The organism is Streptomyces sp. NPDC031274, assembly GCF_055570235.1.
This window is the reverse complement of the sequence record NZ_JBVIHP010000003.1, coordinates 512160-525038: the sequence shown is the minus strand read 5'-3', so window position 1 is coordinate 525038 and position 12879 is coordinate 512160. Positions and strand designations below refer to the sequence as shown.

Sequence of the window (12879 nt, the reverse complement as noted above, 5' to 3'; positions counted from 1 at the left end):
CGCCTCTGCACTCACCTCTGCGCTCACTTGGAGGCCACCGCCTTGCCGTCCGTGCCGGTGGCTCCGCGCGTGTACTGCGGGTGGATCAACCCGACGCAGGTGTAAGGGAGTTCGTCCACTTCCTCGACCGGTACGCCACGCTGCTCCGCCAGGAGTCGTACGTGATCGAGGTCGGCCCCCGCCCCCGCACGCGCCAGGATCTTCCAGGGAACGCGGCGAAGGAGGACGCGCGTCGTCTCGCCGACGCCCGGCTTGACCAGGTTCACGTCGTGGATGCCGTAATCCTCACTGATCCGCTCGACGGCGGCCCAGCCCTCCCAGGTCGGCGCCCTGTCCGCCGAGAGCAGCTCCTTGACCTGGGCGTCGACGGCATCCGTCACCTCGCCGAAGCGGGCCGCGACGGCGTCGATGAAGTCGAGGGAGACATCACCGTCGGCGAGCTCGCGGTAGAACTTCGCGCCGTGGAAGTCATCGGGTCCGACCAGGTCCGCGCGCAGGACGGTGCGCGATATCAGCCCGGAGACCGTCGAGTTGAGGCAGGCGGAGGGGATGAGGAAGTCCTCGCGGGTGCCGTACGTCCGGACGCAGGAGCCGGGGTCGGCGAGCACGGCGATCTCCGGGTTGAAGCCGACGGCCCCGCCGGACTCCTCGAACTCCCTTACCGCGTCGGCGAGTTCGCGCGTGATCGCCCCCTTGCCCGTCCAGCCGTCGACGAAGACGACGTCCGCCGGGTCGTGGTGGGCGGCGAGCCACCGCAGCGCGTTGGCGTCGATGCCACGGCCGCGCACGATCGACACGGCGTAGTGCGGCAGGTCCAGGCCGTCCCGGTCCTTGGCCCAGCGGCGCATCAGTACGCCGACGGGTGTGCCCGCGCGGGCCAGCGAGACGAGGACGGGGCGGGGAGACCGCTCGGCGAGCACGGTCTCGGTGACGGTGCCGACGGCCTGCGCGATTCGCGCAGCGGAGGTGCCGAGCGCCGCTCGGAACAGCTCCTGGTACTGCGGGCTCGGCTGGTACTCGACCGGCAGCGACTCGGCGTAGTGCGCGCCACCGCTCTGTATCGCCTCCTCGCGCTCCTCGGTGGGCGCCTCAAGGCGTACGTCCGAGAGGTCCTGGAGCAGCCAGCCGACGTCTTCGGGGGCGTACGAGGAGAAGGCGGGGCCGCGAAGGGGCTCGGGCAGCATGGAGGGCCTTTCGGGGACGTACTCGGATACGCGCTCAGGGACACACTCGGGGACGTACGAGGGCACGACGGCGAGCAGCACCTGAGGGGTGTGCGCGGCGAGCTGCGCCAACAGGCCGTCGGGAGCGTGGAGTTCGGGGCGGTCGCCCACGGAGTCGACCACGATGACGATCGCGTCGAAGCCGCCGCCCGCGACGTTGTACGCGTACCGCTCGCCGGGTCCGTCGGCGGGCGCGTCGTGCGCGGGGAAGACGAGGCGGCTGCGGATGGCGTAGCCGGGGTCATCGACGGCGAGGACGGGTGAGCGCGTGGTGGTGGAGTACCGCACGTCCGTCGCGTCGGCGCCGAGGCGTGCCTCCAGTGCCGACCCGAGGGCCAGCGGCGCGTACATCAGCTCTTCGAACCCGAGGACGAGAACGCGGCGCGGGAGCGCGCCGGAAGCCTCCGGGTCGGAGTCCGGGTTCGGGTCCGGGTCCGGTGCCGGGCCCAGTGCCGGTGTCGGCGTCGCCGCCAGCGCTTCGGCGACGCGCCCCGCCATCCCCGGCAGCGCGGCATCCAGGACTGCCCGGTGCTCCGGGGTGAACCCGTGGCGCCCGCCGTCCGGCACTCCGGCGGGCCAGCCGAGGTCGACCCGGGTGACCGAGCCGCCCTCCCGGCGCGGGGCGGGCAGGGCGGCGGCCTCGTACTCCTCCACCAGTGCCTGCCCCTTCTCCAAGACCCCGTCGGGCAGGCTCACCGTGCCGGACGCCATCGTGATCAGGTCGACCCGTGCGCCGATCTCCCGGGCGAAGTCGGCCAGGCGGCCCTGGTCCTGCGGGGAGCGCATGTCGACGAGCGCCACGATGACGTACCGCTCGCGCGGGAAGAGCTCGTGCAGCGCGCGGATGGTGTTGAGGACCGTGTTCCCGGTGGAGAACTCGTCGTCGACGAGGACCAACGGGCCGTCCCTCGTGAGCAGCCGGGGGTCCTCGGGGAGCAGCAGATGCGAGGTCGCGTGCGAGTGGGACTCCTCGAAGCCGCCCGCCCTGCGCACCCCGTCGACCGGGCGGCGCGTGGAGTGGAGGTAGGGCGCGAGCGCGAGGCCGTCCGCGACGCAGTGGCCGAGGCCGGTCGCCGTCTCGGCGTACCCGAGGACGACCGCGCGCCGGGCCTCCGTGTCGCCCAGGAGCGCGCGCACCCGGACACCGAGGTCGCGCCCGGCCGCGTACACGACCGAAGGATGCTGCGGTACGTGCTTGCCGAGGACGTTCGACACCAGGAGGTGCGCCCGCTTGGGGTTGCGGCGCAGGGCGAGGCCGAGCAGGCCGCTCAGCCCGGCGTCCCCGGCCAACTCCACACCGAGCCGCTCGGCGACCCACGTCCCTGACCACACCACGTCGTCGTTCACAGTCCTCGCACAGTCCTTACGTTCCTTCGCAGTCAGCCAGAGTCGCCAGAGTCTTGGAGGCGCAGTCCGCCCCAGACGCGTTCAGCCGGAGAGCCCGGCGGTGAGCAGCTCCACGAAGCCGATGTCCTCGCGCGCGACGCCGAAGACCTCGGCGCGCCTGAGAGTCCGCTCGGCCCACGCGCGGTGCGGCTTCACTTCGTTCATCTTGTTCGTGTAGGTCGAGCGCATGACCCCGCCGCCGCCCCGCTCCGGGCGCAGGATGTCCTCGGCGTCGCTGAACTCCTCGTGACTGACGACCGACAGCGCGTGCACGGGCAGCACGTGCGAGGGGTGGATGCAGGTCTTGCCGAGCAGGCCGTTGGCCCGGTCGAGCTCGATCTCGCGAAGCAGCCCGTCGATGTCGTGCTCGATGAGCGCCTGCCGCAACTCCTCCGCCCGGCCCTCCAGGAAGGGGCTCCGGCGCAGCTGCGGCTTGAACATTCTCTCCTGTACGCGGAAGTACTCCCACACCGGCCCGGTCACGGTGAACCCCGTGCCGTCGGCCCTGCCGAGGTGGTTGACCACGTCGGCGATGACCGAGGCCACGATGTGGACGTCGTACGCGGTCATGTGCGGCGGCCTGCGCAGTCCGTACGCCGAGCAGAAGTCGGTGACGCCAAGGCGCAGCGCGAGCACCCGCTCGCGGTACTTGTCGACGGTGCGGGCGATTCCGGCGAGGGTCTCGGAGCGGCTCTCCAGGTGCAGCAGCTCAGGCGATTCAAGGACGGGCATCGCGAAGAGCCGTCGGCCGCTGGTGGCCTCCGCCACGGCGAGCGACTCCAGGAAGGCGACGCCACGCTCCTCGGTGAACTTGGGCAGCACGAATCCGGACAGCAGCCGGATGCTGGGTCCCAGGCGGTTCGCCAGGTCGGCTATCTGCTCGGGCTCCCGGACCCGGATGAACAGCAGCGGCGGCTCCGCGCCACCCCGCTCACCCCCGCCCCGCTCACTCCCGTCCAGCTCAGCCCCGTCCCGGTCGGCCAGGTCCCGCTCAGCCAGGTCGGCGAACTGCCTGACCAGGTTCTCCTCGGCGCCGATGACCTCGGTGTCGTCGATCGAGTCCTCGAGGCAGAGCACCATCGAGATCACGCCACGACCGGCCTGCTTCAGGATGTCGTCGGCGAGGCGGGGGCGCGTGGCAGGGCTGTAGAGCGTGGCCCCGAGGGCGACAGCCAGCAGACTCGGGGCGGAGTCCGCGGTGAAGGAGCACGGCTCCCGATGGAAGAGACGCTGTCGCACCTCTGGGGCTATATGCCCGAAATGACGCATGATTTCCCCTGTACTCGTCGGCGCGACCGACGTGATGTGGCCGGTAATAGTACGTAGGGACGGGTGTCAAGGGTTCCCCATGGGCATGAAATTCAGGTAACCCGGCCATGTCAGACACACAGGCCACACACCGTCACCCCCGCGTTGTCCCGTACAGGACCGGGAAGGCAGGATGACCGCATGACGCACGCGATGTTGAAGGGGTCGAACGTCCCGCTCGAAGCCACGGCCGTCCGCGCCGTGCTGCGCTGGACCCCCGGGCAGGGCGTCCCGGACGTCGACGCGTCGGCGCTGCTGCTCGGCGCCGACGGCCGCGTGCGCTCCGACGAGGACTTCGTCTTCTACAACCAGCCGCGCCACCCGTCGGGCAAGGTCTGGCGGCTCGGCAAGAAGCGGGTCGCCCAGGGCCTCTCGGAGGGCCTGACCGACACGGTCCAGACGGATCTGGCGGGCCTGGATCCCGCGGTGGGCCGAGTCCTGCTCGTCGCCTCCGCCGAGAACGTCGCCTTCGAGCACGTACGCGCGCTGCGCATCCTGCTGTACGACGCCGGAGCGGGCGAGACCGAACCGCTCGCGTACTTCGACATCACCCCGCAGACGGGGGCCGAGACCGCCCTCATCTGCGGCGAGCTCTACCGCCGCGGTGACGTGTGGAAGTTCCGCGCCCTGGGCGAGGGCTATCTGAACGGCCTGGAGGGCCTCGCGGGCGACTTCGGCATCTCCGTGGACGAATCGGAGGCGGTGACCGAGCCGACGCCCGAGGCCTCGCTTCCGCAGCCGTATCCGCAGCAGCATCCGCCGCTGTCCGAGTCGGCCACCACACAGGTGCCGGCTCCGCAGCCCTTCCCCGCTCCGGCCCCGCAGCCCGCCTATGGCTACCCTCCCGAGCCCCCGCGCCACCAGCCCGCCCCGCAGCCTTCCTACGGCTATCCGCAGCACGCGCCCGCCCACGCGGCTCCGGTCCCCCAGCCCTCGTACGGCTATCCGCAGCCGGTGGCCCCCATGCCCGACCCGAACTTCCGGCTGCCGCCGCAGGGCCCGCAGTTCCTGGCACGCTGAGCGTCTCGAACGGGAGAGCGGCGGCCGGGCGCGGACCCCGGCCCGGCGGACGCTGAAACCTGTGCCGAGGCCCGCACGAGGGGCCGCTAGGCCCCTCCCACCTGCGACTTGTAGCCACGGCCCCACTGCAGCCCCCAGCCGTACAGCCGGTCGAGCTCTGCCTGGAAGCCGTACACGAACTTCACCTCGCGGCGCACGACCAGCTCGCCCTTGACGTTCTCGAGCGTGAATATCGCGCAGGAGCGGGCCTGCGGATGGCGCTCGTCCAGATCGATCTCGACCCGTGGGCCGTTGCTGGGGTAGAGCGTCACCTTGGCGTGCGTGCGGTCGAATGCGGGTGTCTGGTCGTAGATGTAGGCGAAGAACAGCAGCCGCTTGATCGACTCGCGGTGGTCGAGGTTCACATAGATCGTCTCGCCGGACGGCGAACCGAACCGGTCGTCGCCGCTGAGCTTCACGAACGGCGGGGCGTTCAGGTCCCCGAAGAAGCTGCCGAGCGGCTGTACGACGCCCTTGGCGCCGTCCATCGTCTCGTACAGGCAGCCGAGGTCGAGGTCGACGTTGACCACGCCCTGGGTGTGCGCCTGGACCACGTCGGGCTGGAACATCCTGAAAGGGTGTCGCAGCAGGCCACCGCCCTCACGCTTGCCGATGATGTCGGACGTCCGCATCTGCCAGTGCAGGTTGACCCGGAGGTTGCCGGTGGCCGCGCCCTGTTTGTTGAGCGAGACCGTCGGGTGCCGCTTGGTGAGTTCGATGGAGTTCGTCGCGGCGCTGCCCGACTCGAAGTCCATAGAGCGCCCACGGAATAAACCGTCCCAGAAGGACATCGCCGCCCCCAATGATTGCCAGAGCCCCATGGACCCGTCACGAATGCCACGGGGCGGCCAGGAGGACTCGTCCTCGATGGCCGCCCCGTTCAGAAGCGTTCCTCACTCGGCCCCGGGTCACACGCCGGGAACGAGTCAGACCCGAAGTCACACGCCCGAGGAGACCTCAGTCTTCTCGTCCGAGCCCGAGCCTTTTCCCTCTGCCGCCGCCAGCGCCTTGTTGCGGCGCACGGACGAGAAGAAGGACCAGGCGATCAGGAGGACACCGACGGAGCCGGTGATCACCTCGTGGATCTCGTACTGGATGGTGACCAGGAGGATCACGGCGAGGGCGCCGATCGCGTAGTGCGCGCCGTGCTCCAGGTAGACGTAGTCGTCGAGGGTGCCCTGGCGGACCAGGTAGACGGTGAGCGAACGGACGTACATGGCGCCGATACCCAGGCCGAGCGCCATCAGGACGATGTCGTTCGTGATCGCGAAGGCGCCGATCACGCCGTCGAAGGAGAACGACGCGTCCAGGACCTCGAGGTAGAGGAACATGAAGAACGCGGCCTTGCCGGCCATGACGACCGCAGGAACCTTCTTGCCGCTCTTCTTGGCCTCTTCCTCCTCCTCGTGCTCGCGCTCCTCGTCTTCCTCGATCTTGTTCTCGAAGTATCCGGAAAGACCGCCCACCACTAGATAGGTGATGAGTCCGGCGATGCCGGAGATGAGCACCGTCTGCGCCTTGTCCACATGCATGCCACCGTGCTGGTGGGCGTTGGTGGCGAAGGTCATCGCGGAGACCATGAGCACGACGAGCGCGATGCAGACCGACAGCATGTCGATCTTGCCGAGCTTGGCCAGCGGGCGCTCCAGCCAGCCGAGCCACTTGATGTCACGGTCCTCGAAGATGAAGTCGAGGAAGATCATCAACAGGAACATGCCACCGAACGCGGCGATCGACGGGTGAGCGTCGGTCACCAGCTGCTGGTACTTGTCCTTGTCGTTGAGAGCCAGCCGCACGGCCTCGATCGGGCCGATCTTTGCGCTGATGGCCACAATCGCGACGGGGAACACGAGCCGCATGCCGAAGACGGCGATCAGCACACCGACGGTGAGGAAGATCTTCTGCCAGAAGGCATTCATCTTCTTCAGGATCCCGGCGTTGACCACCGCGTTGTCGAAGGACAGCGAGATCTCGAGGATGGTCAGGATCGCCACGATCCCGAAACCTGTCCACCCCCCGTAGAACACCGCCGCGACCAGGCCGAGCGCGGTAACCGCGAACGACCAGCCGAAGGTTTTCAGAAGCACTGGCTACCCAATCGTGTGTGTACGGGCTCCCGTGTAGCGGTCTCCCCCGCGCCGGTCCCCGGCTTTACGAAACATTGACCCCGAAGTCTAGAGCGATGCCTCGCAGACCTGACGCGTACCCCTGCCCAACGGCACGGAACTTCCACTCTCCGCCATAACGGTAGAGCTCGCCGAAGATCATCGCAGTCTCCGTGGAGGCGTCCTCGGAGAGGTCGTAGCGCGCGAGCTCCTGCTGATCGGCTTGGTTGACCACGCGAATGAAGGCGTTGCTGACCTGACCGAACGTCTGGCCACGATTGTCCGCGTCATGGATCGAGACAGGGAAGACGATCTTGTCGCAGTTGGCGGGCACCTTGGAGAGGTCGATCAGGAGCGACTCGTCGTCCCCGTCACCCTCACCCGTGAGGTTGTCGCCAGTGTGTTCGACAGAGCCGTCCGGGCTCTTGAGGTTGTTGTAGAAGATGAACCACTCATCACCGATGACCCGGCCCGAGTTGCACATCAGCGCACTGGCGTCGAGGTCGAAGGGGGCTCCGGTCGTGGAGCGCGCGTCCCAGCCGAGGCCGATCAGGACCTGCGTGAGGTTCGGTGCGGCCTTGGAGAGGGAGACATTGCCTCCCTTGGCGAGCGTGACGCCCATGATGTGGTCCTCCCCGTGATTCGAGAGCAAGAGTTCCCCGGACTCCCCTGTCGGGAGCGAGAGTTTTGAGCACGTCCGGCGCCGCACTCGTGGTGTGCGGCGCCGGACGACAAGGCGGAGGGTGTTACTCGGCTCAGACGTTGACGCCGAAGTCCTGCGCGATGCCGCGCAGGCCCGAGGCGTACCCCTGGCCGACGGCGCGGAACTTCCACTCCGCTCCGTTGCGGTACAGCTCGCCGAAGACCATCGCCGTCTCCGTCGAGGCGTCCTCGGAGAGGTCGTAGCGCGCGATCTCCGCACCGCCCGCCTGGTTCACGACGCGGATGAACGCGTTGCGGACCTGGCCGAACGACTGCTGGCGGGTCTCGGCGTCGTAGATCGAGACCGGGAAGACGATCTTGTCCACGTCGGCCGGAACGGCCGCGAGGTCGACCTTGATCGCCTCGTCGTCGCCCTCGCCCTCACCGGTGGTGTTGTCACCGGTGTGCTCGACGGATCCGTCCGGGCTCTTCAGGTTGTTGAAGAACACGAAGTTGCCGTCGCTGCTGACCTTGCCCTCGGCATTCGTCAGGATGGCGCTGGCATCGAGGTCGAAGTCCGTACCGGTGGTGGTACGGACGTCCCAGCCCAGGCCGACCAGAACCGCGGTCAGGCCGGGGGCCTCCTTGCTCAGCGATACGTTGCCGCCCTTGCTGAGGCTGACTCCCACAAATCCTCCCAAATTGATGTCCAGGGGCGGGGAGCCCCAGTCATGCTTCGCCGGTCGTACTTGGCCGGTCGTGCTTGCCATCGGATCAACGAGTGGATCCTAGTGACCGGTTCCCGGCCGCCACAGGCTCTGCACCTGAAGAATCACAGGGTGTCACCCCTGAGGAATCACAGGGTGTCGAGCGCCTTGACGTACTCGTTGAGGTCGCGGGCGTCCGGCAGGCCGTTGACGACAGTCCAGCGCACCACGCCCTCCTTGTCGATGATGAACGTGCCGCGCACGGCGCAGCCCTTCTCCTCATCGAAGACCCCATAGGCGCGCGACGCCTCGCCGTGCGGCCAGAAATCGGCGAGCAGAGGGTACTCAAGACCCTCCTGTTCGGCGAAGACGCGCAGGGTGTGGATGGAGTCGTTCGAGACCGCGAGCAGCTGGGTCTCGTCGTTGACGAACTTCGGCAGTTCGTCCCGCAGGGCGCACAGCTCCCCCGTGCACACACCGGTGAAAGCGAACGGGTAGAAGAGCAGCACCACGTTCTTCTCACCGCGGAAGTCCGACAGCTTCACGGTCCTGCCGTGGTTGTCCTTCAGCTCGAAGTCCGGGGCCAAAGTGCCGGTCTCGAGTCCAGCGAGCGCCATGAGCCAAGCATCCCTTCGATGGAGCTGTTCGGGTGATGACCACCCTACGCAACGGGCGTTTCGTCCGATCACTCCCCATGACGGGCGCTTTCCATGACAGGACCTTCACTCGGCGCACCGGCGCACCGGCCCACGCGCATGCGTGAGCCCCCACCGGCATGTACCGGTGGGGGCTCACGGCGCTTGGCTCAGTCGACTTCCTGCTGCCTGAGCGGCAGCTTCACCGCTTCTTGGCTGCCGCCTTCGGCGTGACCAGACGGCTGCCCGTCCAGTCCTTGCCCGCGTTGATGGTCCGGGTCTGCGCAAGGCCTGCGGTCTGGGCTGCCTCGTTGATGTCGCTCGGCTCGACGTACCCGTCACGGCCGGTCTTGGGCGTCATCAGCCAGAGGTCGCCGCCCTCTTCGATCAGCTGGGTGGCGTCCACCAGCGCATCCGTCAGGTCGCCGTCGTCCTCGCGGAACCACAGCACCACGGCGTCAGCAGTGTCGTCGTAGTCCTCATCGACGAGCTCGCTGCCGATCACCCCTTCAATGGCCTCGCGGAGCTCCTGATCGACATCGTCGTCGTAGCCGATCTCCTGGACCACCTGCTCGGGCTGGAATCCCAGCCTCGCGGCAGGGTTGGTCCGCTCCTCCGCGTGGTCCGCGGTCGCGCTCACGGCTTGCCTCCTGATCATGTTTTCGGGAATGCCTTCATCCACGCGCGTGCGCGGGACATTGGCGGTAGTCCACACGGGCGGACCGGATCGCGCAAGTACCCGGCCGTCAAGACCGCCGAAACGGTGACGTTCCCGGCCGTGTCGACGCAACTCAAGGCCCACCTGCCAGATGCTTCTCCGCTCGCACTTCGCTCGCACGACGCCGGTCGGAACTGGGGTCCGAACGGCCTTACGAACCGGCTAGGCGGGATGGGCGTATCGTTGCGATTTGGTCGAGCCTACCCCAGCGCCGCCGGACGGACGCCTCGGTTACCTCTCGGTAGAGATGACGATTCCGACTACGCGGTACACGATGGGGAACGTCTCACAGCCAGGCAGAACCCAGGCGAAAGCCCCAACAGCGAAGGAACAGCGTGGCTTCCGGATCCGATCGCAACCCGATCATCATTGGCGGCCTGCCGAGTCAGGTCCCGGACTTCGATCCCGAAGAGACCCAGGAGTGGCTCGACTCCCTTGATGCCGCGGTGGACGAACGCGGCCGTGAGCGCGCCCGCTATCTGATGCTCCGACTTATCGAACGCGCGCGCGAAAAGCGCGTGGCAGTGCCCGAGATGCGCAGCACGGACTACATCAACACGATCGCCACCAAGGACGAGCCGTTCTTCCCCGGCAACGAGGAGATCGAGCGCAAGGTCCTGAACGCGACCCGCTGGAACGCCGCCGTGATGGTGTCGCGCGCCCAGCGCCCCGGCATCGGGGTCGGCGGCCACATCGCCACCTTCGCCTCGTCCGCCTCGCTCTACGACGTGGGCTTCAACCACTTCTTCCGCGGCAAGGACGAGGGCGACGGCGGCGACCAGATCTTCTTTCAGGGGCACGCGTCCCCCGGTATCTACGCCCGCGCCTTCCTGCTCGACCGGCTCTCCGAGCAGCAGCTCGACGCGTTCCGCCAGGAGAAGTCGAAGGCTCCGAACGGACTTTCGTCCTACCCGCACCCGCGTCTGATGCCGGACTTCTGGGAGTTCCCGACCGTCTCCATGGGCCTCGGCCCGCTCGGCGCGATCTTCCAGGCGCGGATGAACCGCTACATGGAGGCGCGCGGCATCGCCGACACCTCCAAGTCCCACGTCTGGGCCTACCTCGGCGACGGCGAGATGGACGAGCCCGAGTCCCTCGGCCAGCTCTCCATCGCCGCCCGCGAGGGCCTGGACAACCTGACCTTCGTCGTCAACTGCAACCTCCAGCGCCTCGACGGCCCGGTGCGCGGCAACGGCAAGATCATCCAGGAGCTCGAGTCGCAGTTCCGCGGCGCCGGCTGGAACGTCATCAAGCTGGTCTGGGACCGCAGCTGGGACCCGCTGCTCGCGCAGGACCGCGACGGCGTCCTGGTCAACCGGCTCAACACCACACCGGACGGCCAGTTCCAGACGTACGCGACCGAGACCGGTTCGTACATCCGTGAGCACTTCTTCGGCGACGACCACCGCCTGCGCGCCATGGTCGACGGCATGACCGACGAGCAGATCCTGCACCTGGGCCGCGGCGGACACGACCACAAGAAGGTCTACGCGGCGTACGCGGCCGCCAAGGCCCACAAGGGCCAGCCGACCGTGATCCTGGCGCAGACGGTCAAGGGCTGGACGCTCGGCCCGAACTTCGAGGGCCGCAACGCCACGCACCAGATGAAGAAGCTGACGGTCGACGACCTCAAGGGCTTCCGCGACCGCCTGCACATCCCGATCCCGGACAAGCAGCTGGAGGACGGCGCCCCGCCGTACTACCACCCCGGCCGCGACTCCGAAGAGATCCAGTACATGCACGACCGCCGCCAGGGCCTCGGCGGTTACGTCCCGACCCGCGTGGTCCGCTCGAAGCCCCTCCAGCTTCCCGAGGACAAGACGTACGCGACCGCGAAGAAGGGTTCGGGTCAGCAGTCGATCGCCACCACCATGGCGTTCGTCCGCATCCTGAAGGACCTCATGCGGGACAAGGAGATCGGCAAGCGCTTCGTGCTGATCGCCCCCGATGAGTACCGCACCTTCGGCATGGACGCCTTCTTCCCGAGCGCGAAGATCTACAACCCGCTCGGCCAGCAGTACGAGGCCGTCGACCGTGAGCTGCTGCTCGCCTACAAGGAGTCCCCGACCGGCCAGATGCTGCACGACGGCATCTCGGAGGCCGGCTGCACGGCCTCGCTGATCGCCGCGGGATCGGCCTACGCCACCCACGGCGAACCGCTGATCCCCGTGTACGTCTTCTACTCGATGTTCGGTTTCCAGCGCACCGGCGACCAGTTCTGGCAGATGGCCGACCAGCTGGCCCGCGGCTTCGTGCTCGGCGCCACCGCAGGCCGCACCACGCTGACCGGTGAGGGCCTCCAGCACGCGGACGGCCACTCGCAGCTGCTCGCCTCGACCAACCCGGGCTGCGTCGCCTACGACCCCGCCTTCGGCTACGAGATCGCGCACATCGTCAAGGACGGCCTGCGCCGGATGTACGGCCCCGACAGCGAGGACGTCTTCTACTACCTCACCGTCTACAACGAGCCGATCCAGCACCCGGCCGAGCCCGCCGATGTGGACGTCGACGGCATCCTCAAGGGCATCTACCGCTTCAAGGAGGGCGAGCAGGGCGCCATCCCGGCGCAGATCCTCGCCTCCGGTGTCGCGGTCCCGTGGGCGGTCGAGGCACAGCAGATCCTCGCTTCGGAGTGGAACGTCAAGGCGGACGTCTGGTCGGCGACCTCCTGGAACGAACTGCGCCGCGAGGCGGTCGACGTGGAGCGCCACAACCTCCTGCACCCCGAGGAGGAGCAGCGCACCCCGTACGTGACGCGGAAGCTGTCCGGCGCCGAGGGCCCGTTCGTGGCCGTCTCCGACTGGATGCGGAGCGTCCCGGACCAGATCTCCCGCTGGGTCCCCGGCACGTACCAGTCCCTGGGCGCCGATGGCTTCGGCTTCGCGGACACCCGCGGTGCGGCGCGCCGCTTCTTCCACATCGACGCGCAGTCGATCGTGGTCGGCGTGCTGACCGAACTGGCCCGCGAGGGCAAGGTCGACCGCTCCGTGCTGAAGCAGGCCATCGACCGCTATCAGCTGCTCGACGTCATGGCGGCTGACCCGGGCGCTGCGGGCGGCGACGCCTAGGACGTGGCCACGTAGGCCGTTCGGAGGG

Annotated in this window: 10 protein-coding genes; 2 read left to right on the top strand and 8 right to left on the bottom strand. The window is 68.2% G+C overall.

Annotated features, from left to right (window positions below; all coding sequences use genetic code 11):
• Positions 1–23: 23 nt before the first annotated feature.
• On the bottom strand, positions 24–2570 hold the full coding sequence (locus ACZ5CR_RS07845; RefSeq protein WP_468854637.1) for a phosphoribosyltransferase: 2547 nt from the start codon (positions 2568–2570) through the stop codon (positions 24–26).
• Positions 2571–2651: 81 nt separating this feature from the next.
• Entirely contained in the window at positions 2652–3878 is a 1227-nt protein-coding gene (locus ACZ5CR_RS07840; protein ID WP_468854636.1) for an HpcH/HpaI aldolase/citrate lyase family protein, read from the bottom strand.
• Between the two features lie 180 nt (positions 3879–4058).
• Between ACZ5CR_RS07840 and ACZ5CR_RS07835 the strand changes: the two genes are divergently transcribed.
• Positions 4059–4937: a TerD family protein gene (locus ACZ5CR_RS07835; RefSeq protein ID WP_468854634.1), complete on the top strand. Its 879-nt coding sequence runs from the start codon at positions 4059–4061 to the stop codon at positions 4935–4937.
• A gap of 86 nt (positions 4938–5023) precedes the next feature.
• Here ACZ5CR_RS07835 and ACZ5CR_RS07830 read toward each other — a convergent pair whose 3' ends face one another.
• The 6 genes from ACZ5CR_RS07830 to ACZ5CR_RS07805 all read right to left on the bottom strand — a co-directional run bounded on the left by ACZ5CR_RS07830 (position 5024) and on the right by ACZ5CR_RS07805 (position 9705).
• Positions 5024–5767, bottom strand: coding sequence for a TerD family protein (locus tag ACZ5CR_RS07830; protein ID WP_468854631.1), 744 nt, complete (start codon positions 5765–5767; stop codon positions 5024–5026).
• Positions 5768–5914: 147 nt separating this feature from the next.
• Positions 5915–7063, bottom strand: coding sequence for a DUF475 domain-containing protein (locus ACZ5CR_RS07825; RefSeq protein WP_468854628.1), 1149 nt, complete (start codon positions 7061–7063; stop codon positions 5915–5917).
• 64 nt (positions 7064–7127) lie between these two features.
• Entirely contained in the window at positions 7128–7703 is a 576-nt protein-coding gene (locus ACZ5CR_RS07820) for a TerD family protein (RefSeq protein WP_453526372.1), read from the bottom strand.
• Between the two features lie 133 nt (positions 7704–7836).
• On the bottom strand, positions 7837–8412 hold the full coding sequence (locus ACZ5CR_RS07815) for a TerD family protein (protein ID WP_361827689.1): 576 nt from the start codon (positions 8410–8412) through the stop codon (positions 7837–7839).
• A gap of 167 nt (positions 8413–8579) precedes the next feature.
• A complete protein-coding gene (locus ACZ5CR_RS07810; RefSeq protein WP_453526368.1) occupies positions 8580–9047 on the bottom strand; it encodes a peroxiredoxin in 468 nt (155 codons plus the stop codon).
• Positions 9048–9267: 220 nt separating this feature from the next.
• Positions 9268–9705: a DUF3052 domain-containing protein gene (locus ACZ5CR_RS07805; protein ID WP_383271784.1), complete on the bottom strand. Its 438-nt coding sequence runs from the start codon at positions 9703–9705 to the stop codon at positions 9268–9270.
• Positions 9706–10118: 413 nt separating this feature from the next.
• On the opposite strand from ACZ5CR_RS07805, the gene aceE reads away from it, so the two are divergent.
• Complete coding sequence (aceE, locus tag ACZ5CR_RS07800; protein ID WP_468854625.1) at positions 10119–12851, top strand: pyruvate dehydrogenase (acetyl-transferring), homodimeric type; 2733 nt, start codon at positions 10119–10121, stop codon at positions 12849–12851.
• The last annotated feature ends 28 nt before the right edge of the window (positions 12852–12879 follow it).